We start from the raw sequence: 20990 nt of genomic DNA, 5'->3' as shown, positions 1-20990 counted from the left end.
TCTGTCTGAACTCCACATCGCTACATACTGACGGAGGAGCATACTTTCTCTTTTCTCATCATAACCAGGTATGTAGAGTTTAAAGCATTAACCAAGCTGCCTGAAGCTTCACAATGAGAAAAAGACAAAAAGAGCCCGCTGTTGGCAGGCTCCTCCGGTGATCTCCGATATCAAATTCTAGCGTCATTATAACAAGGAGCAGCTTATCATGTAAAGAATAATTCCGGGGCAGCCTAGTTCCGTAATCAGGAATTTCCCCTCCTGCCGGCACATATAATTAGATGCATGAAATTCAGGGAGATAACGGTAGAACGGGGTGAGTGATGTTGCCAGTAAATAGAAGCATTACAATTTGGGAGGAGCATGCCTTCTGGATTGCCATTTTGCAGGATCATGCTATATTCGTACTCGAAGGTCTGGCTCCTTATGAGAAACAGTGGATATCTACGGCGAACCAATATATTCAAGCTTTTGGGGATATTCTGATCAAATTGAATAATCTGCCTAAGGACGAGAATGTAAGCTCGGAAAGAATGATCCAACTAGCCAAGGAAATCTGGCCCGTCGCCAAGGGATATTATGAGTTTGAGGGAACGGTGCAGAGGCACCGGATTAACAACGAGATTCAGATTAGCTTGTCCCCCACTTATTTCAACGGGACTCTTAATGAGAACCAGGAGTACTTACGCCAGCTGTCTTTTTATATACAGGGCCAGCCCGCACCTGCGCTCTCTGTAGTGGAACTGCTCGATCTCTGGCTGGAAGACCAGCTGGGGCATGCTATTCTGCTTCGAAACACACTTGATCCCATGGAAGTTGACCTTATTCATCGTATAGATGCCTACTCTCTCAAGATCCAAGGTTTTATGGTACAGAACCGGGCAATGTTTGGATATTTGCGATTCTCTCCTCCCGGATTTAGACGCCAGCAGCTTTTGGCCCATGAAGTGGGCATAACCGTGCTTGAACTGAACAGCTTCATCAGTATGGTGGTAACGCGGTACCAGAACACAGAAGTGCTGAACAAAACAACCCTCCGTTTCCTAGAGCATCACTTCCCGGAGACCTGTTATTTCATTATATCTCTAAGTGATTATGCTCCAGAGTTAAGGGAGATTGCTATGAACTGTTCTCTTAAGAAGCCTTCGTTTCAGTAGTCTTAAAGTTAATTCACAAAACAACCAACATCTCAAATAGACCCGTAAGATCAGCAATCTGATCCTACGGGTCTTTTATTGTATACTGCTTTTTCTCATAACAAAAAAAGCTTGCTTTAGAGTTTGCTCGAAGGTGTATATTGAGTTCATGGAAAAGTTATTAACCATTCGTCAGGTCGCAGCTGTCACAGGTCTTAGTGTCCATACCCTTCGCTATTATGAGAATATAGGTCTTCTCTGTTCCATTGATCGCGATGAAAATGGGTATCGTTGTTATTCTTCAACGGACGTTACTTGGATTGAATTTCTAACTCGCCTTAAAGCCACTGGAATGTCGATTACCAAAATGCTGGAAATCGCTGAACTCCGGAGGCAAGGCGATTCCACTCTAACGGCAAGGAGGATTCTTCTCGAGGAGCACTATGCTGAGGTTCAGAACAGAATTATGGAACTTCAGAGAAATCTAGATTTACTCGCTGATAAAATCGTGACGTATAAAGGGATGGAAGACAACTACCGATTAAAGCAGGAATCTTCCGGGTAGGCAGCACCGAGTTTCTCTATTCAAAACTCACAAACATCAGGTGGGATGAGTTTATTCTATTCTTCATTTGGTGTTGGAGAGTTTTTGCTCACAATTCCAACTAAACACATGAACTTAATATGTATAATGAAAGGGTGAATTCTTTTGCAGTCCAAAAAATCATTTCTCACTTATGCTATTGCCCTCGGCGTATTTGGTATTACAAATACAGAGATTGGCATCGTGGGCATTTTGCCCATCATAACCGATAAATTCCATATAGGCGCATCCCAAGCGGGTATGCTCGTAAGTATGTTTGCCTTGATCATTGCCATTTCCGGTCCATTCATGACCTTATTATTCTCTGGAGTAAATCGGAAAAAGATTTTGGCTGGCGTGCTAGTTGTTTTTACGATCTCTAACCTTCTATCCGCCTTTGCCTCGAGTTATAATGTCTTAATGATGGTTCGGCTAATCCCTGCTTTTCTCCATCCTGTCTATTTCTCAGTTGCCTTTGCGGCAGCGGCAAGCTCTGTCCCAAAAGAACAAAGTGCCGTAGCGGTGGCTAAAGTGTTCACCGGGTTAACGGTGGGGATGGTATTAGGCGTTCCGATCACATCCTTTATTGGAGATCAGTTTTCACTTGAAGCCGCGTTTCTTTTTTCCTCCGTCGTCCATGCCATTTCACTGCTTGGAATTCTGATCTTCCTTCCATCTCTGCCCGCCAATAGACGGTTATCCTTTGGAAAACAACTGAATGTCCTGACCAAGCCCCAATTGTGGCTTAATACTGCAGCCGCTTGTTGTATCCTGGCGTCCTTATACTCCGTCTATGCCTATTTTGCAGAATATCTCAAGGTAGTGACAGGGATGAGCGGTAAAATGGTAAGCTTGATGTTAATTCTATTTGGCGCAAGCGGGATCATTGGCAATATGCAGGCCGCTAAATATGTGAGCAGAAACATGGTAAAAACCATTATTTCTTATCCCCTTGTGCTCGGAGCTATCTATTGTCTGATCTACTACCTCGGAAGCTATTCCTTTCCCATGAGTATGTTCATCATTATATGGGGGGCTGTATTTACCGGCGGCCTGATTGTAAGTCAAACTTGGTTAACCTCTGAAGCCTCAGAAGCAACTGAATTTGCTAATAGCCTGTTTGTCTCCTTTGGAAACCTAGGGATTACGATTGGCACCACCATAGGCGGATGGTTTCTATCACAGATGGGAACACACCTGATTGCTTGGAGTGGAGTTTTGTTTCTCGTGCTTGCGTCTGTATGCATCGGGTTGAAAATCAGGTTGTTTGATTCCAAAAAGAGATTCGAGACTTCAGCTGATAACTTGAAATAATTTGCGCGGTTAATAGTTGTGGCAATTTCAAACTTTTGCAAAATACTCAATTAGAAATCCTTTATTTATGCTATAAATTATATATAGTAGGTGAAAATCTAAATTTAGATGTTTTAGGTGGCTATACCAGGGGGGAGTAACAATGCTCTGGAGCCTTTATTAAAGGGTGTTAAATATTAAAGTCCATCTCCTGTATCTTTCAAAGGATTAACATTTGGGTCTATTTATTAAGTAGGGAACCGGTAGGCCAACGCTAGTATGGTATTGAAAAGAAATTGACCAGTAAGATCAACATTCTGATCCTACTGGTCATTTTAACTTATAATCCTATTACTTATTCCGGTTCCTTCTATCGTAGGAAGCCCCAAACGCGGCTCCAATGGCGACTCCAAGTGCAATTCCTACAGCTAGATTATGCATAATTAAGCCGAGTGCGGCTCCAAGTGCAATTCCTATTGCCAAGCCGTTTCCAAAGCTGTTCTTTCTCATTGCTGGCAGCACCTCACTTTATCGGTTAGTCTGCTACTTGGCTTCGGGAATCTATACTTTCTTTAGAGCTATTCTCTTGCTCAACTGGACAATTATATAGATATTCCCTACTATCGAGATTCCAGCCATAATCCCTTTAAAGAAATCATTAATGGGCAGCTCAAGGCGATTCGTTAATAACAATGTATTAGTGAGACAGAACATTAGCATGAGCAGCAGATAGAATTGCTTTGTCATTTCAGTTCCTCCCTTAAATCTTTCTTATTAGTAGTTAGTTAGAAGCTACATACTTTAGATCTTATAAGCCTGCATAGCCTTGCGGACTTCCTTCCAAGTTGGACGCTTGCCGTACATAAGCACCCCGGTGCGGTAGATCTTGGCGGATATCCATCCGAACAAGAGGATTGAGACAATCAAGACCAAGACAGATAAGCCTACCTCCCACATCGCCACATTCCCTAAGCCCACACGGATCAGCATCGATACCGGCGATGTAAATGGAATATAGGATGCGACTTTAAGGATCATCGAGTTAGGGGATGAGGCACTGAAAGTCCCAATGTAGAACGAAGCCAGGCTGATCATCGTAATCGGCATAACCGCTTGACCAAGATCTTCGGTTCTGCTGACCATGGAGCCTACTGCAGCGAACAAGGTCGAGAACAGCATATATCCAAGTACATAGAACACTAATCCATAGACCAGCACGCTGAGATCAAGCTGATTGAGATCAATATTAAACTCAGAGAACGCATCCCGGTTATGAGGCAGCATCACATTGAGGGCGAGCACACCTCCAAAAATTGCAATTTGCACAATACCGATCAGGAACATACCTACAATTTTACCGAACATTTGCGTTAATGGAGACACGCTTGTAATCAGAATTTCCATAATCCGCGAGCTCTTCTCGGATGTTACTTCCGAAGCAATCATATTCCCGGTCATCATGGTCGTCATCCAGAACAGCACAATCATAATGTAGACAAAAATATAATTTGCCCCTGTCTGCTTATCCTGGCTCGAAGCCTCCGTACCGCCCTGCCCCTTAACCTGCTGAGCATCGATCTGAACCGGCTGGTTCAATGCCGCTACCTGCGCATCGCTCAATGACCCTTTGGTAATATACTGTGTCTTCACAATTTGCAGTCCGCTTTGCAGGGCACTTTGAAGCCCCATGCCGAGACTGCCGTCCTTAGAGGTATATACAGCCTCCGGGAATTGTCCTGCCGGAGCATCCTTGAACTGTAAATAACCGTCAATCTTCTTATCCTCAATATCTTTGGCGAGCACCTTCTCATCGGCCTGCTCATATTTCACCAGCTTAAAGCCGGCTTTCGGCTGATTCGCCGCGAACTGCTCCAGACGAAGTGCAATCTCCGATTGACTGCCATAGATCAGTCCGATCTTCGTCTCTTTATTGCCATCATCCCCGGTGAACAAATTGATCAGATAAGGAACGTTAACCCCAATCGTAACAAGCAGTGCGAATATAATCGTCGTAACCACAAAAGCCTTCGTCTTCACCTTATTCAAAAATGTAAAGCCAATTACCGTACCCAGCTTATTCATTGGATTCACCCACCTCTTGGATAAAGATTTGGTTAAGCGTCGGTTCTTTAATCTCGAAATGTTCAACTTCACTCTGCTGCATTGCCATATTCAAAATCTCTCTTGCGGCTGCAACGTTTGTAATATGTATCAGGTAGCCGCGTTCACGCTTCTCTACACTTCTTACGCCCTGTATTTGCTCGAGTCCTGTTACTTCGCCTGTGGTGTTAAGTACAATCTGCTCTCTCGGATAACGCTGCTTGATCTCCCGGATATTGCCCTGCAGGACCGGATTGGAACGGTGAAGAATCGTAATCCGCTGACACAGCTCCTCGACATGCTCCATCCGGTGGGTGGAGAACAGGATGCTTGTGCCGTTATCACGAAGCTCCTTGACGGTGGACTTAAGAATTTCCACATTTACCGGGTCTAGACCACTAAAAGCCTCATCTAGAATTAGAATCTTTGGACGATGAACAACTGCTGCAATAAAGCCCATTTTCTGCTGATTTCCTTTGGAGAGCTCTTCAATCTTCTTGTCGTAATACTCCGGCACTTCGAACCGGTCCAGCCAGTATCTCAGACTCTTGTCGGCATCCTTGGCTGACATCCCGCGCAGACGGGCCAAATAGTTAATCTGGTCACTGACCTTCACCTTCGGATACAAGCCCCGCTCTTCTGGCAGATAACCCATACCGTGCTGAAGCTCACTGCTATAGTCCTTACCATGGTACTGAATGCGTCCTCCATCCGGGTAAATAATTCCCAGAACCATCCGCATCGTCGTGGTCTTCCCGGCCCCGTTTCCGCCAAGGAGTCCATAAATCTCTCCTTCTTTCACGTCTAGCGAGACCCCATTAACAGCCGTCTTCTCCCCATACTGCTTGAACAGATTGTCAATTACCAAAGGTTGTGTCATTAATATTCTCCCCTCTTCCATTTGATCTCTTCAGGCAAATTGCCCTTCATCCACAGCGTAAGGATGTCCTCCAACTCAAGTCCCCGGCTCTTCAAAATACTAACACCGCGGTCCATGAAGATGTCTTCAAGCTCTGCCAGATTCTGTACCAGAAGCCGCCACTTTGAAGGACCATCCTCGTGAATTTCAAGAATATCTGGCAGCCCTTCAAGCTGGGCTCTATCTGCCCGAACCCAAAGCTCTTTCCAATTGCCCATCAGCATATCCTTCTCCACCATGCCCTTGACCTCACCTTGATGAACTAAAGCGATATAGTCAGCCAGGCGCTTTACTTCGTCCACGATGTGGGTGGAGAGCACAATCGTGATCTCCTCTTCATCAAGGCAGCTGCGGAGCACTTCAATCATATGCTTCCAGGCAAAAGGATCAAGTCCCGATGACGGCTCATCCAGCAGCAGCAGCTTGGGACGGCAGGCTAACGCTGCTGCAATCTCGAACTTTCGCCGCTCCCCCTTGGACATCTTGCTCAGCTTCACCTTCCCTGGCACCTCGAAGCGAATGAGCAGCTCCTCCAGCCTCTGCTGATCCCATCTCGGATACCAGCGGGCTCTGAACGCCGCTGCCTCCTCTGCCGTCTTATAATTTTCTTCAAACAGAGGAACCTCAGGCACATAACCAATCAGCTGTCTATGCTCTGTTGGCAGCACTCCGGCAGTCTTCTTGCCGAACCAGCTCAGCTCACCCTCATCCGGTTGAAGCGTCTGCAGAATAAGGTTCATGATCGTGCTTTTCCCAGAACCATTCGGCCCAACCAATGCCACCACATAACCAGACGGTATTTCCAGATTCAGCGGGCCTATCGGCTTCCGCCTACCGCTCTTGCGAACCCCATTCATCTGCATGGCCAATGCTTCTGTCACTTGGAATCTCCCTCCTTCTGATTGCTATATAAGCCGCAGTTAAAATGTTCACATTTGTGTGCAGTCGTAACTACGGGGAATGCTTGGACTTTCGGCCGCTGCCCGCCTCCAGATTTCTTGATTTATACCGCAAGGCGGATGAAATCCGGAGACAAAGAATATGCTTCCGATGCAGCTTTCTTTCAGAAAGCCAAAGTATATGCTTCCGATGCAGCTTTCTTTCAGAAAGCCAAAGTATATGCTTCCGATGCAGCTTTCTTTCAGAAAGCTTTAAGGCGATCGCTTTCGCTCCTACAGTTCCAAGCTTCCCCTCCGTTACGCCTTACCCTCAAGTCAAATTTTTAACTGCGTCTTATATATGATATTTCTTCTTCAGGATTTGTAAAAATAGCTCCTTAAGCTCGTCTTCTCCGTACTGAACGGCAAGACCTGCATCAACAGCCGCTTCCACCGCTTCCTGTACAACAGTCCTGCGGTACTCACTTCGTTCGCCCTGATCCACCTTGGCTACAAACGTGCCTGTTCCCTGCCTTGTTCGTAAAAATCCTTCGTTCTCCAGATCCTGATATACGCGCCGAATTGTAATCACGCTGCAGTTCAGACTTCCTGCGAACTCCCTGATGGAAGGAAGCAGCGTCCCTTCCTCAATCTGCTCACTGACAATAAGTGAGCGAAGCTGTGTCTTGATCTGGTGATACAAAGGCTCGGCGCTATTCTCATTAATTTGAATGGGAATCCACACCCTTCGCACCTCACCTTCAGTTCTCTAAGTCGATTATGTTGGTTATATGAGCAGCGGGACTGAAGGCTCTAAATGATCGTCACCCGAAGGCTTAAGCCAAGTCCCTGAGGGACATCTTCCGGAGTGTAATCCGGCACATCAGGGCTAGAACCAGTCCTCCTACCACCAAGGCTCCCCACATTAGTGGAGAGAGCAGTCCATATTGATTCGAATATTCCATAACAAAGCGAACCAGATTGCCTCCGTTCATATAAATAACGAAAGCCAGGGAGGCGACCAAGAAATTAACGATAATGCTGGCCCACATGTAAATAACGCCCCGCTTCAGGAATTCATAGTAGATGTAACTGCCGGTCATGAGCAGCCCATAACCCACCCAGGTAACCACAAAAGCAATATAGCTGACTGCGTTCATCTCCACCCAGTAGGAATAGGACATCAGCAGCATGAAACCAAAGAAAATTACATTATTGAACACCAAGGCGAATAACAACTGAATGATTCTACTGCTCATAATGAATTTCAGTGGGATAGGAAGAATCCGGTAGTAGTACAGCATCTTCGTATAGGAATCATCTTTAAGATAACGAAATCCTCTCCGGCAAAATAAGAAGCCAGTAAACGGAACGAGCAGCAGAAGCATGAAATCAGGCAGGGGATCAATAGGGCCCCTGTCCCCCCTAGTGAACAAAAAGCTGGTTGTCAGGCCCATATAGAGCATGAAGACGACATTCCATAAGAGATAGAGTGGCGCACTCCTTAAATTGTTCCAAAAAATAAACCAACCTTCTCTCCACGTATCCAATGAAAATCAACCTTTCTTGTCTTGATGTAAAAGACTCGTATTGTAGGGTACGTTGTGTAAGTACATTTGCTGTACCTGTTTACTGTGCGTACTGTGTGCTTAGTGTGTATATCTTTATACACAGTATAATGTCCAGAATTAACCATGTCAATTAGATTTTTGTAAAATTTCTACAAAAAAAAGACCAGCGATCATCTCGCCGGTCTTTTACCCAACACCCTCTGCTCTTTTGGTGAGGGTTACCTTATAATCCAAAAATCGTATCAATCATCGACTTGGTGTGTCCACCTGGATACAGAACATACAGCAGAATATATACAGCTACACCGGTAATCGCGGTGAAGAACCAGATCACTGCCGTTACCCGGCCCCATTTGCGGTGTTTGGCGAATCTTTCTTTGAAAGCAAGAACGATCGTCGTTAATCCAAACACAGCGGCAACCGTGGCCAAAATAATGTGGAAGATCAAGAAGATCTGATAATAAATCGCCAGATCAGCCGGACCGCCCCAATTCGTATTACCGATTAATATGGTCCGGGACGCATAAATGATAAAGAAAATCAGAGCCGCTACAGCTCCGGCAAGCATCACTTTCTTATGCGCTTCTCTTCTTCCCTTAATAATGAGTCCCCAACCAATAGCAACCAGAATCGCACTAATTACGATAAAGGAAGTACTGATTGTGGGAAACAGTGTGTACACATCCATCTTAATTTCATCCTCCTGTTGCGTTCTTTAGCTCATTTCCATATACTTCATCATCCTTGTTCTCCTGCTTGTACCAATTCCTGAATACTACGGCAAGCATCGATGCAAAAATAATCTCCTGTATAAACTTCATCACAATACCGCCAACCTGCTGATCTACATGAGGGTCCATATAGGCAAAGTACCCTGGCCCGCCATATGTCCGAAGCAAGGCTGAAGTATCACCGGATATGCAGTAGCCCATAGCCTTGGCCCAAACGGTCGGATCATTGTAAGTTGAATAGAGGCTGGTTGACGAGAAGATAATTAGTCCGCATGCCGGAGTAAGCAGCACCATGTTCATCGCGATATAGGCCATCTTCTTCAGACCCTTGGTCTCCGAATATTCCGGAAGCGGGTTAACCAGTGTCCACCACATGAGGATTGAAGAGGCGAACAATACCAAATAATACAGCCGGTGAATCCCGAAGTGAAGCATGACGTAATCGTGGATCACAGGTATATGGTAGAACGAGAACAATCCGTTGAACAGCACGGCCGCTACGATCGGATGAGCCAGAAAAGACAGCCCACGCAGCGGATTATGCTTCAGCATTCCTCTCCACGCCCAATCGGGTATCCCCAGCATCAATAGCGGTGGGGCTACGAGATAAGTCAGTGCCATACTAAGCATATGGAAGCTGAACATAATGTGACCCAGCAGACTAATCGGTCCGCCTTGCGCCAAGTAGATAACAAGCATTCCGGCTACAAAGGCCATTTTCCTTCCAGCACTTACAGGCTGGCCATTTGCAAACCGCTCACTTAGCGGTCCCATAAGCAATAAATAGCCTGCGGTAATCAGGAGCATCGCTGCCATAAACAGAGGGCTCCATAAGTCTCTAAAGCTGAAATATTCTAATCCCAGCATACCAAAGCCTCCTTATCTGCTGGCATGGATTTACTGTCGATTGTGTGACAAATGTCTCATTGTACAAAAAAGAGGGGGCTGTATAACCAGCCTCCTCTCTATCTTACCACCAAACCCAGTATAAAGCTGTAATCACGGCTGTCCCGGCTACGAAGAATCCGAAGGCCATGAACAGGATCGGGATCATGTGTCCCTTGTCTTTGAGGTGCATCCAGTATCCTAACTGAACGAGCACCTGCAGGATCGCCATGACGACCAATAGAATGATCGTAAATGAGGCGTTGACTCCACCTGCAGCTACCGCCGCAAAGGCAATCAAGGTAAGCACGATGGAGAAGATAAAGGCAATTACGTGTTTCTGAGGTCCTTCCGTACGGTGTCTGTGTCTCACCGCACTGCCTTGATTCGTATTATGCTCTGACATGTCTTAACCCACCTTCCCAAGGAGGTATACGACTGTGAAAATGAACACCCATACAACGTCGATAAAGTGCCAGTACATCGCGGATACATATATCTTGGGTGCTGTAACTACGGTCAGGCCTTTCTTCGCAAGCTGACCTATAAGCAGCGAGATCCATACAACCCCGAACAATACGTGAGCTCCGTGGAAGCCGACCAGCGTATAGAACGCCGAACTGAACGCACTCGTCGTCATTCCGAATTTCTCATGATTCACATACTCGGCGAACTCGTAAATTTCAAGTCCCAGGAAGCCAAGTCCGAGGATAACGGTAACGATCAACCATAAGGATAATGCTTTTCGATTCCCTTTATGCATAGCCTGGATAGCAAATACACTCGTCAAACTACTTACCAAGAGAATGAAGGTTGCAGCAGCAACCGTAGGCAGCTTGAACAACTCATCCGCGCTAGGGCCATCAGCAATCTGCTCCCGAAGTGCCAGGAATGTGGCAAAGAGTGTTCCGAAGAGTACGGATTCTCCGCCCAGGAACAACCAGAATGCAAGCACTTTATTGCGGCCTTCAAGTGTGGCTTTCTCCGGTTCATGGGGAAGAGCCGATGTCACTTGTTCAGCATGGGGTGCGCTCATGCTTTTACCCCCTTCTCTGTAGTCTCCTCTGGATCGATATGCCAGCCGTGATCATCATACAGCGAGCGGATCGCCATACAGGCGAAGGTAACTACCAGACCAAGGCCAACTACAATATATTGATGATACATAAATCCAAGTCCAGCAACAAAGATGCCGACTGACATGACAAATGGAAGAATGGATGCCGATGGCATATGAATTGGACCTACCGGTTCTGCCGGAGTCATTTCCGTATGTCCAGCCATCTTCTCTTTCCAATAAGCATCAAGCCCACGCACAAGCGGCGTCTGCTTGAAGTTATATTCTGGAGGAGGAGATGGAATCGACCATTCCAGTGTACGGCCATCTTCCCATGGATCGTTAGGAGCATCTGCGGGTCTTCTAGTGGTAACCACTACGTTGAGCAGGAACACGAGAACGCCAACTCCCATCATCAGGGCACCCACTGTACTTACCAGGTTCAAAGTATCAAAGCCTTGATTAGGCAAATACGTAAAGATACGGCGCTGCATACCCATCAGACCCAGGAAATGCTGTACGAAGAAGGTCAGATGGAAGCCGATAATGAAGAACCAGAAGCCGATCTTGCCAAGCTTCTCATCGAGTACACGACCGAACATCTTAGGCCACCAGTAGTGAAGACCCGCGAACAATCCGAGAACCAATCCACCGACGATAACATAGTGGAAGTGGGCTACTACGAAATACGTATCATGGAACTGATAATCCGCTGGTGCGGATGCAAGCATTACCCCTGTAACCCCACCCATAACGAAGGTAGGAATGAAGCCTGATGCGTAGAGGTTAGCTGCCGTGAACCGGATTTGGCCTCCCCACAGGGTGAAGAGCCAGTTAAAGATCTTGATCCCCGTAGGAACCGCGATCAACATGGTAGAGATCGAGAACAATGCATTCGCTACCGGCCCCATACCTGTAGTGAACATATGGTGAGCCCATACCATGAAGCCGAGGAAGGCAATCAGGATGGTAGCGAACACCATCGAACTGTATCCGAACAGGCGCTTACGAGCAAATGTAGGAATAACATCGGAAATGACACCAAAAGCCGGAAGGATAAGTATGTAAACCTCAGGGTGTCCGAAGATCCAGAATATATGCTGCCAGAGAACCGGGTTACCGCCATTGCTGACTTCAAAGAAGTTAGCTCCGAGTATCCGGTCAAAGCTTAGCAGGACGAGTCCTACTGTAATGGCAGGGAAAGCAAACAGAATAATGGCTGAAGTAATGAATGCGGTCCATGTGAACATCGGCATCCGCATGAAGGTCATTCCCGGCGCGCGCATCGTAATGACGGTAGCCAGGAAGTTGATGCCCCCGATCAGGGTTCCGAGACCGGCAATCTGAAGGCCCACGGTGTAGAAGTCAACCCCGTGTGTACCGCTGTATGCCGTAGTGGATAGCGGCGTGTATGCCGTCCAGCCAGCATCCGGTGCTCCGCCCATCACCCAGCTGATGTTCAGAAGAATTCCACCGAACAGGAACGTCCAGAAGCCAAGTGAGTTCAGAAAAGGAAACGCGACATCGCGCGCGCCGATCTGAAGCGGAACAACCGCATTCATCAAAGCAAAGATCAAAGGCATAACGCCAAGGAAGATCATTGTGGTACCATGCATCGTTATAAGTTCATTAAAAGTCTGGGCCGAAACAAAGTCGTTCATGGGTTTAATAAGCTGCCAGCGGATCATCAAGGCTTCGATTCCGCCGATCCCGAAGAATAAAGCCCCGGCAATTAAGTACAGGATGCCGATTTTCTTATGGTCAACTGTAGTCAACCAGTCCATCAGCCCCGTATGGCGCTTGACACTGTGAGCGTGAGCCAAGGTTTGTACCCCCTTTAAAAATTCCTATCCAAAGTTGCTCCGTGCGGTTGAATCATTGGGTCTTTAATTTTGAATTTGCCAAGAAATCAGCAATGGCATCAATTTGTTCATCCGTTAGCTTCAGATCCTTCTTCGGATTCGGCATTTTGTTGCCAGGCTTCACCGCCTGAGGATCTTCAAGCCAGGTCTTAATGTTCTCCTTAGCAGTACCATCCTTGCCGTTAATAAGGATACTCGCTACCGATTCACGTCCACCGATTCCTGTCAGGTTCGGTGCGGACGGACCGCCCTCGCTGCCAATCGCATGGCAGGTCAAGCACTGACTCTTGAAGACTTCCGCGGTAGCTTGGTCTGCCGGCAAGGCTACAGGCTCCTTCATGGCCTTCACCCAGCTGTCGAACGAAGCCTGACTAACCGCCTTGACCTTAAATTCCATAAGACCATGGGATTGACCGCAAAGCTCAGCACATTTACCCAAGTAAACGCCTTCTTTATCTGCAGTGAACCAGGCATTATTGATGGCTCCCTCCGGATTTGTATCCGTCTTGCCCGCCAGTGAAGGTACCCAGAATGAGTGAAGAACATCTGCTGTCTTCAATTGGAAAGCAATCTTCTTACCTGTAGGGATAACCAAATCCTGAGCTGTAGTTACACCGTAATCAGGATAGTTGAATTCCCACCAGAACTGGTGCGAAGTCACTTTCACTTTCACCGCGTTCTTGTCATTCCAGTAATTCTCACCATAAGAGAATACCTTTTGAACCGTTGCAACTCCCAGAATAAGTACCAATACTAGAGGAATTGCTGTCCAGAGCACTTCAAGCTTGAAGTTACCTTCCACTTGTTCAGGAATGTCTGTCTGTCCCGGTCTGCGACGAAAACGTATCCAAACATAAATCGCAATACCGAATACAATGAGCAGAACGACAATCATAATCGCAATGGAAAGCTTCATTAAATCAAATTGCCCTTGTGCTACAGGTCCTTGAGGTCTTAATGCGGACAAATCCTCGCGACCGCAAGCGGACAATAACAGCACCAGCCCCACAAATAAAGGAAGGAGCCGTTTCACAGCCTGCCACCGTTTCATCATTGATCTACCCCACTTTTAACGTTTGTCTTCCGCCAATATTCACAAGTACCCTTCCCCCATAATCAGGAAACAATCGACTTGCTCTATCACGGAAACTGCTATCCTGTCAATTCCAACAATCACTAATTAAATATATGATTAGTACACAAATTTGTCAATGATTCAAGGGTAGTTCACAAATTGTTCAAAATTCCGAAAAAGCCCGCCAGCACTGGGTTTGCAAACGATTACACCTACCCTTTTCTGGTCATACCCCCTTCCTGGAAGCAGTCTTGACAAGCTCTCATAGGACCAAAAATGCTAGCTTCAAAATATGACATTTTTCTTAACTTTCCTCCCATATTCTTTAAATTGAAAGATAAAAAAAGAGAGTCTCCTCTCTTTTTCTCATTCAGTCAGTATACATGGCCCCTCTTCCAGAATAGCCACCGTATGTTCAAATTGGGCACCCAAGGAGCCATCTGCTGTCCGTATGGTCCAGCCGTCATCTTCCCAGAACACGGCCCCGGTCTCGCCAATCGTAACCACAGGCTCAATTGTAATGACCATGCCCGGCTTTAGCAGAGCACCTGTTCGAGGACTGCCGATACTGGGTACATCGGGCGGCTCGTGAAGATTCTTTCCGATTCCATGGCCTACCAGAGGAGTTACGATGCCCAGCCCGGCATTCTCTACCACGGTCTGCACCGCATAGCCAATATCCCCTGTTCTCTTTCCTGCGGTAGCCATACCAATCCCCGCATATAGCGCCTCATGCGTCTTATCAAGCAAATATTGAGCGGCAGGGCTGGCTTCCCCAACAGCATAGGACCATCCCGAATCCGCCAACCAGCCATCTTTGTTCACTACGATATCAATGGTTACAAGGTCTCCTTCCCCGAGTGGCCGGGAATCGGGGAACCCATGACATACCACGTCATTTACAGAGGCACACGTCGCATACGGGAAGCCGCGATAGCCCTTCTGTTCGGGCGTTGCCTTATGCTTCCTCAGATAGGACTCCACAAAAGCATCAATTTCAAGCGTGGATATTCCCGGGGCAAGCAGCTTCCGGATCTCCCGGTGACACGCGGCAAGAATCCGTCCCGCCTCCCGCATCCGCTTGATTTCTTCTTTTGATTTAATTCTTGCTTTCAAAGCGCGTCCCCTCCCTCCTGCTCTTTATCTCCACTCCTGACAGAGTGATTTAATATATATATGCCGGATAACAAAAAAAACCGCCTGTCCGCAGGCGGTTTGGATACGTCTATATATGGTTGTGTTACGTTATTTCTTCGTTGTTCCAGATGATCAGGAAACGGATGAGTCCAACTTGCCCATTTCATGCTCAACCAGATGCGTCAGTTCTTCTTCATAGCCACCCATAATGCGGTATTTACGGACATACTCCTTGACAAATTTCTTGGGGTCCTTTGGCCTGAAAATCCGTGTCATCTCCCGCAGACTTTCTTTGACTTCATTATGACCTTTCGTTGCCATAGTAATTCCCTCCCAGAACGCTTGTAGTTAATGCTCCGATTTCGAGAATGCCGAAAAGATCTGCAAGTACTATCATATGGTGGTTTAGTGCCGCTATTGAGTGAAGTAGGACAAGCAAAGCCCTCACAGCCACCCGGCAAGCTTCGCCGAAAAAAAATGACCAAGCCGGCAGCGGTTCACAGGAACATAACTCTGCCTTCCGGCAGGCATCTGACAATTTAAATACCCTAATCAAGTCTTACTGAAACAAGCCTGGTAAGTCACTCTTGTCGCACAGACCGGTCTCTCTAGTATGGACCCGGGTATTGGAACGACCTCCTATCCTTTTCCATTGTATCATATTCACCAAACGGTTTCAGCTTTCTTCAATTCGCACATTTTTGTTAGGCGATAAGGGAAAGAATTTGAATATAGTTTATTTATCGGGCAAGCAGATGGTTAAAATAAGATTAGAAGCAAAAATTCCGGCAGGAGGATCAGAATTTAATGAATCCACTCACACCAATACTTGTCTCATCCACTGCCTCCATTCCATCTTTCCCAACCGCGCAGCCGGAAGAGCTGGACACAGATCCCGCATTGCTGGATGCAGCGGATGAAGCAATCTTGCGCAGGTATCCCAGAATGCACAGCTTCCTCGTCGTCAGGCGCGGCAAGCTTATCTATGAGAAATATTACAACGGTCATCAGATTACCTCGCTGAACGATCTTAGGTCTGCAACCAAAAGCTTCATGTCTGTCCTGATTGGTATCGCCATAGAGCGGGGCGAGATGCAGGATTTGGATAGCCCTGTATGGAAGCTAGTAAGCAAGTATGCTCCTCATCGTCCTGACCCGCTATGGGGTACAATAACGCTGAGGCATCTTTTGACCATGACCACTGGACTGTACTGGGAGACCGGCTCAAAACTTGGGGAAAGGTTCATTCACCGATTCCACAAGAGCCGAAGCTTGGCCCGGTTCATTCTAAGACTCCCCGTTCAGGAGGAGAGGCTTGGAACATTTCAGTACAGAAGCACAGATTCTCATATGCTCTCGATTCTTTTGACAGAGATGACCGGATCCAGTGCATTTAGTTATGCACAATCGCACTTATTTGGGCACCTCGGCATTCATCATGCAGGGTGGTCAGCAAGTGCTGAAGGTCATACTATGCGACATATAGGACTTTCTCTTACCTCGCGGGATATGGCCAAATTTGGCTTGATGTGCCTAAGTGGAGGCTTATGGGAAGAGACGCGGATCGTATCCGAGGATTGGCTCCAGCAATCGTTCGCCCCGCAGTCTGAACCCTACTTCGGATATGGGCGCTATGGCTATCAGTGGTGGAGCGGCGCTGAAGATGGAATCCATTTTACATACGCCCACGGTCACGGAGGTCAGCAGATCATTCTGATCCCCTCCTTGGAAGCCGTTGTGGTATTTACGGCCGACAGTGCGGTGAGCCGATGGAAAAACCCACATCAGCTGCTGAGGAATGGTGTAATCCCCGCTATGCGAACATGAAAAGCTAACATTCAAGCCCTAGATGTCAGGAGGAGGAATTGATCTTTATGAATTCTATTTCACCGAAAATTATGGTGCTCTACGCTAGCTACGGAGATGGTCATTATCAGGCATCCAAGGCAATCGAAGCTTCTTTTCATCAAAAGGGTATTCATAATGTGATCCTTCTCGATCTAATGGCCATGGCACACCCTGTTATTAACGGACTAACCAAATTCGTATACATGCAAAGCTTCAGAACACTTCCCGCCGTCTATGGCTGGGTGTACAACGTCACCAAAGATATGCAGCCGGATACTCCCTTCTCCAATATCCTTCATTCGTTCGGGATGCGTAAGCTTGCACAGATGATTACCGATCATGAGCCGGATCTTATCATTCATACTTTCCCTCAACTGGTTATGCCAAAGCTTATGAAGAAGACCGGCCTTTCTCTTCCGCTTGTCAATATTGTGACTGACTTCGACCTGCACGGACGATGGATACACCCCGAGGTGGACCGCTACTATGTCGCCACGGATGATCTAAGACTCGAAGCCGTCAGCCGCGGAATTCCAGAGCACCGTGTTCTAGCCACAGGAATTCCCATCAAGCCTGACTTCGAGCGGACGCATGAGCCTGATCCTCAAATCACTGAAAAGCTGGATTCCGGGAAGAAGACTGTTCTGCTTATGGCGGGTGCTTATGGCGTGATGCAGGGAATTCGGGATATCATTCAGCCCCTGCTGGATAGCGGGGAGTTCCAGGTTATTGCCGCCTGTGGCAAAAATATAGAGCTTCAGCGCATACTTCAGGAGCAGTATGGAGACAGGCCGAACTTTCAAGTGTTCGGCTTCGTGAACGAGGTCGCCCGCCTGATGCAGACTTGTGACTGCATCATTACCAAGCCAGGGGGCATTACCCTGTCCGAATCGCTGGCCAGCCGCCTGCCTATGTTCCTTTACCGGCCTGTACCCGGTCAAGAGCTTAACAACGCTCTATATCTTGAGAGCAAGGGCATCGCCTCCGTTGCCTATACGCCTTCCGTCTTGGTGCAGCAAGTGAAGGAACTGTTCGCTGCCGAGGACAAGCTCACTGACAGGCAAGAGAAGATCGAGCTGCTGCGGAGGCCCAATTCTGCCGAGGTCATTGTGAATGATATTCTAGAGCAATGGTTCTCAGCGGACACAGAGGAGACCTCCGTTCTGGCTGACGCTGATCTGGCCTTTCCTGTAGGAGCTGTCTAGGAGAATACGTGCGGTTCTGCGCAGGTCAGTGAAGCATAGAATGTAGAGAGAAGGACATGCAGCCGCAGGCTGCCCCTTCATCCTGCAGGTGTAGAAGGTGATTCCTCCTTGTCGCCCTTTAGATCCTCTACAGGTCTGCCCGAGAACCTGGCGGGCTTTCTCTGTTATCTCGTCCCTTTTGCAGGCGGTGCAATTATGCTTGCTCTGGAGAAGCGCAGCCGGTATGTGATGTTCCATGCTCTTCAATCCATTATCCTGTTCGGCTTATTGATCGTAGGCCATGTGGTGGCTGGGTTTGTCCCGCTGATCGGGGTGCTTGCCGCCATGCTGCTCCAGCTTACCGGCGCTGTCTTCTGGGTTCTCCTCATGCTGACAGCCTTGCAGGGAAGATTCTATAAAGTGCCTTATATCGGTGATATTGCTGAGGATCAAATGAGGCGCCTCTAATGGAGCCGCATTTCTTGGAGAGGTAAATGCGGTTTTTCACTTCCATTAGTCTTCTGATAGAAGAAGCTTCTAAGGAGTTAGGGGTATCCCTCTTCACCGCTGTTAAAATCGGGAATCTTGATGGAATAGGATAAGGATGCTTCCCGATTTTAAAGGCGGTCGCTTACGCTCTCCGATTGATCCCCCTTTCTCCTCTTCGTTCTTATCAATCAATAACAATGGAAATGGATCAAGCCGCAGCATCCTCATCCAGGATGCTGCGGCTTGATGTCTAATAAAAGCTCAATGAAAGCTATTGCCCGTTGTTACGCACATCTGTCCTAACGACACCTACGTCTGAGGCATTAATTGCAATCGGATTGCCTCCTTGCCCTGTAGTAGCGGACGAGGATTGGCGGACACTAACAGCTATTCTCTTATTCTTGAAGCCACTTCTTTTCACTTTGGACAACGTCATCACCTCCTTTAAGTCCCAGCGACCACGTTATCTTCGTTTTGCTTTCTTGAATATCTTCACATTTACAGCATTACTCGCGAGCACATTACCACTATGTGCTTTGGCGTGGGTTGATTGGTATATCTTAATCACAATAAAGTTCTTCTTGCCTACCCGGTATTTATATGTTTTCACCCTGGATCGAACCATTTCCACTCACCTCGATTAAGTAATAATTCATAAGTATGTCAGAATAGGACTTGTTGTCTTGGCGAATAAACACGTCTCATCAAAAAGGCTGCATAAAAGTATTTAAGATGTTTATATTGAAGAAAACTGTGACTACGGAGATGAATTGAGATCTCGTTTGTATGCAACAAAAAAAGCCGCAAGATCCCGACTAAAGGATCTTGCGGCTTATGATTTGAGTAGTAAGCTTAGGCAATTGAAGATTCTTGACTTGCAGCGCCCGAAGGTTCGCCGGGAGACGCTGCGGAGGATGCATTGGATGCACCGCGCATCCCGTTGAATAACAAATTCATGATAATGGCTGTTACACTGCCTGCCACAATCCCGTTATCTACAAGAATGCGCAGCCAACTTGGAAGCTGATCGAACAGGGTTGGCACCGTGGTAACTCCAAGCCCCATTCCCACTGAGCAGGCAATGATCAGCAGATTCTCATACCGGTTCAGGTTCACCTGGTCCCCGAGCATCCGGATACCGGAGGAGAGAACCAGTCCGAAGAGGGACACCATCGCTCCACCAAGCACGGACGTTGGAATGATCTGAGTGAGTGCCGCGATCTTGGGTACGAAGCCAATGAGGACAAGCAGTCCGCCGGCTACAACAATGACGTCGCGAGTCTTCACGCGGCTCATCTGAACAAGGCCGACATTTTGCGAATAGGTTGTGTAAGGGAATGAATTGAAGAGTCCACCCAGCATAATAGCGAGGCCCTCGGCCCGGTATCCCTTAGCCAGGTCTTTCGAAGTCACTTCTTTATCCACGATCTTGCCGAGTGCCAGGAAGACGCCTGTGGATTCAGCCACACTGACAATTGCAACCAGAATCATCGTTAGTATTGCGGATAGATGAAACGTCGGTACACCGAAATAAAGCGGCTGAACGGCATGGAACCAGCTTGCTTTAATCACAGGCGTGAAATCCACCTTGCCGAGAAGCGCGGCAACCACAGTTCCAAGGATCAGGCCAAGCAGGACGGAGATCGAACGCACGAACCCTTTGGCGAAGCGATTAAGCAGAATAACCAGCAGGAGAACACCAAATCCCAATGCTAAATTAAGCAGACTGCCGAATTCCGGATTGCTGCCCGGATTCCCGCCACCAAGATCCCCCAAGGCTGTAGGAATCAAGGTCACACCAATAATTGTAACCACCGAACCCGTGACAACCGGCGGGAAGAAGCGGATCAGCTTGCTGAACACACCCGCGAACAGGAATACGAATAGCCCCGATGCAAGTATCGCACCATATATGGCGGAGACGCCCATCCCCTTCTCTGTTCCAATCGCAATCATAGGAGATATGGATTGGAAAGCACATCCAAGCATAACTGGGAGCCCAATCCCGAAATATTTGTTCCCCCATACCTGAAGCAGGGATGCCACACCGCAAGCAAGCAGATCAATAGCAATCAGATATGTCAGCTGCTCCTGGGTCAATTTCAATGCATTGCCTACAATCAGCGGGACAATTACCGCACCGGCATACATAGCCAGCACATGCTGAATCCCGAGTGAGAAAGTCTGCATGGGATGTCTGTTCTTCTGAAAAATACGTTCTCTCGCCATCTTGCACCTGCCC

General features: G+C 47.4%; 23 protein-coding genes. 6 read left to right on the top strand and 17 right to left on the bottom strand.

Annotation, left to right across the window (positions count from 1 at the left end; genetic code table 11):
- The first annotated feature begins 323 nt into the window (after positions 1-323).
- The 3 genes from ACRRNK_RS02990 to ACRRNK_RS02980 all read left to right on the top strand — a co-directional run bounded on the left by ACRRNK_RS02990 (position 324) and on the right by ACRRNK_RS02980 (position 3033).
- Positions 324-1157 (top strand): DUF2935 domain-containing protein, encoded by an 834-nt coding sequence (locus tag ACRRNK_RS02990; RefSeq protein ID WP_433945338.1) that lies wholly within the window; start codon positions 324-326, stop codon positions 1155-1157.
- 148 nt (positions 1158-1305) lie between these two features.
- The gene (locus ACRRNK_RS02985; RefSeq protein ID WP_433945337.1) at positions 1306-1701 is read left to right on the top strand and encodes a MerR family transcriptional regulator; all 396 of its coding nucleotides are present in this window, start codon (positions 1306-1308) and stop codon (positions 1699-1701) included.
- Between the two features lie 144 nt (positions 1702-1845).
- The gene (locus ACRRNK_RS02980) at positions 1846-3033 is read left to right on the top strand and encodes an MFS transporter (RefSeq protein ID WP_433945336.1); all 1188 of its coding nucleotides are present in this window, start codon (positions 1846-1848) and stop codon (positions 3031-3033) included.
- A gap of 330 nt (positions 3034-3363) precedes the next feature.
- Here ACRRNK_RS02980 and ACRRNK_RS02975 read toward each other — a convergent pair whose 3' ends face one another.
- From ACRRNK_RS02975 to ACRRNK_RS02905, 15 genes are all read right to left on the bottom strand, one after another.
- Entirely contained in the window at positions 3364-3522 is a 159-nt protein-coding gene (locus ACRRNK_RS02975) for a hypothetical protein (protein ID WP_433945335.1), read from the bottom strand.
- 51 nt (positions 3523-3573) lie between these two features.
- Positions 3574-3759, bottom strand: a complete 186-nt coding sequence (locus ACRRNK_RS02970) for a hypothetical protein (protein WP_433945334.1) — start codon at positions 3757-3759, stop codon at positions 3574-3576.
- Positions 3760-3813: 54 nt separating this feature from the next.
- Positions 3814-5094 carry an ABC transporter permease gene (locus tag ACRRNK_RS02965; protein ID WP_433945333.1) on the bottom strand — a complete coding sequence of 427 codons (1281 nt, stop codon included), beginning with the start codon at positions 5092-5094 and terminating at the stop codon, positions 3814-3816.
- Entirely contained in the window at positions 5087-5992 is a 906-nt protein-coding gene (locus tag ACRRNK_RS02960; RefSeq protein ID WP_433945332.1) for an ABC transporter ATP-binding protein, read from the bottom strand. Before ACRRNK_RS02960 ends, ACRRNK_RS02965 begins: the two co-directional genes overlap by 8 nt.
- A complete protein-coding gene (locus ACRRNK_RS02955; RefSeq protein ID WP_433945331.1) occupies positions 5992-6912 on the bottom strand; it encodes an ATP-binding cassette domain-containing protein in 921 nt (306 codons plus the stop codon). Before ACRRNK_RS02955 ends, ACRRNK_RS02960 begins: the two co-directional genes overlap by 1 nt.
- 352 nt (positions 6913-7264) lie before the next feature.
- Positions 7265-7654 carry a GntR family transcriptional regulator gene (locus ACRRNK_RS02950; protein WP_433945330.1) on the bottom strand — a complete coding sequence of 130 codons (390 nt, stop codon included), beginning with the start codon at positions 7652-7654 and terminating at the stop codon, positions 7265-7267.
- Positions 7655-7745: 91 nt separating this feature from the next.
- A complete protein-coding gene (locus ACRRNK_RS02945; RefSeq protein ID WP_433945329.1) occupies positions 7746-8459 on the bottom strand; it encodes a hypothetical protein in 714 nt (237 codons plus the stop codon).
- 244 nt (positions 8460-8703) lie between these two features.
- Positions 8704-9168 (bottom strand): DUF420 domain-containing protein, encoded by a 465-nt coding sequence (locus ACRRNK_RS02940; RefSeq protein WP_433945328.1) that lies wholly within the window; start codon positions 9166-9168, stop codon positions 8704-8706.
- Between the two features lie 7 nt (positions 9169-9175).
- Positions 9176-10078 carry a cytochrome c oxidase assembly factor CtaG gene (ctaG, locus tag ACRRNK_RS02935; protein ID WP_433945327.1) on the bottom strand — a complete coding sequence of 301 codons (903 nt, stop codon included), beginning with the start codon at positions 10076-10078 and terminating at the stop codon, positions 9176-9178.
- Positions 10079-10181: 103 nt separating this feature from the next.
- Positions 10182-10502 (bottom strand): cytochrome C oxidase subunit IV family protein, encoded by a 321-nt coding sequence (locus ACRRNK_RS02930; protein ID WP_433945326.1) that lies wholly within the window; start codon positions 10500-10502, stop codon positions 10182-10184.
- A 3-nt stretch (positions 10503-10505) separates the two neighbouring features.
- Positions 10506-11132, bottom strand: a complete 627-nt coding sequence (locus tag ACRRNK_RS02925) for a cytochrome (ubi)quinol oxidase subunit III (RefSeq protein WP_433945325.1) — start codon at positions 11130-11132, stop codon at positions 10506-10508.
- Entirely contained in the window at positions 11129-12937 is a 1809-nt protein-coding gene (ctaD, locus tag ACRRNK_RS02920) for a cytochrome c oxidase subunit I (protein ID WP_433946784.1), read from the bottom strand. The genes ACRRNK_RS02925 and ctaD overlap by 4 nt, the downstream gene beginning before the upstream one ends.
- 91 nt (positions 12938-13028) lie before the next feature.
- Positions 13029-14069, bottom strand: a complete 1041-nt coding sequence (coxB, locus tag ACRRNK_RS02915; protein WP_433945324.1) for a cytochrome c oxidase subunit II — start codon at positions 14067-14069, stop codon at positions 13029-13031.
- A gap of 387 nt (positions 14070-14456) precedes the next feature.
- The gene (map, locus tag ACRRNK_RS02910) at positions 14457-15206 is read right to left on the bottom strand and encodes a type I methionyl aminopeptidase (RefSeq protein ID WP_433945323.1); all 750 of its coding nucleotides are present in this window, start codon (positions 15204-15206) and stop codon (positions 14457-14459) included.
- 153 nt (positions 15207-15359) lie between these two features.
- Positions 15360-15548 carry a hypothetical protein gene (locus tag ACRRNK_RS02905; protein ID WP_127199002.1) on the bottom strand — a complete coding sequence of 63 codons (189 nt, stop codon included), beginning with the start codon at positions 15546-15548 and terminating at the stop codon, positions 15360-15362.
- Between the two features lie 486 nt (positions 15549-16034).
- Between ACRRNK_RS02905 and ACRRNK_RS02900 the strand changes: the two genes are divergently transcribed.
- The 3 genes from ACRRNK_RS02900 to ACRRNK_RS02890 all read left to right on the top strand — a co-directional run bounded on the left by ACRRNK_RS02900 (position 16035) and on the right by ACRRNK_RS02890 (position 18727).
- Positions 16035-17054 (top strand): serine hydrolase domain-containing protein, encoded by a 1020-nt coding sequence (locus ACRRNK_RS02900; protein WP_433945322.1) that lies wholly within the window; start codon positions 16035-16037, stop codon positions 17052-17054.
- A gap of 47 nt (positions 17055-17101) precedes the next feature.
- Positions 17102-18280: an MGDG synthase family glycosyltransferase gene (locus ACRRNK_RS02895; RefSeq protein WP_433945321.1), complete on the top strand. Its 1179-nt coding sequence runs from the start codon at positions 17102-17104 to the stop codon at positions 18278-18280.
- 108 nt (positions 18281-18388) lie between these two features.
- Entirely contained in the window at positions 18389-18727 is a 339-nt protein-coding gene (locus ACRRNK_RS02890; protein WP_433945320.1) for a DUF4870 domain-containing protein, read from the top strand.
- 292 nt (positions 18728-19019) lie between these two features.
- Here ACRRNK_RS02890 and ACRRNK_RS02885 read toward each other — a convergent pair whose 3' ends face one another.
- Positions 19020-19178: a hypothetical protein gene (locus ACRRNK_RS02885; RefSeq protein ID WP_433945319.1), complete on the bottom strand. Its 159-nt coding sequence runs from the start codon at positions 19176-19178 to the stop codon at positions 19020-19022.
- A gap of 422 nt (positions 19179-19600) precedes the next feature.
- Entirely contained in the window at positions 19601-20977 is a 1377-nt protein-coding gene (locus tag ACRRNK_RS02880; protein WP_433945318.1) for a nucleobase:cation symporter-2 family protein, read from the bottom strand.
- Positions 20978-20990 lie beyond the last annotated feature (13 nt).

Origin of the sequence: Paenibacillus sp. SN-8-1, from assembly GCF_050995535.1 — a bacterium.
Classification (GTDB): domain Bacteria; phylum Bacillota; class Bacilli; order Paenibacillales; family Paenibacillaceae; genus Fontibacillus.
This window is presented reverse-complemented; position numbering and strand designations above follow the sequence as displayed.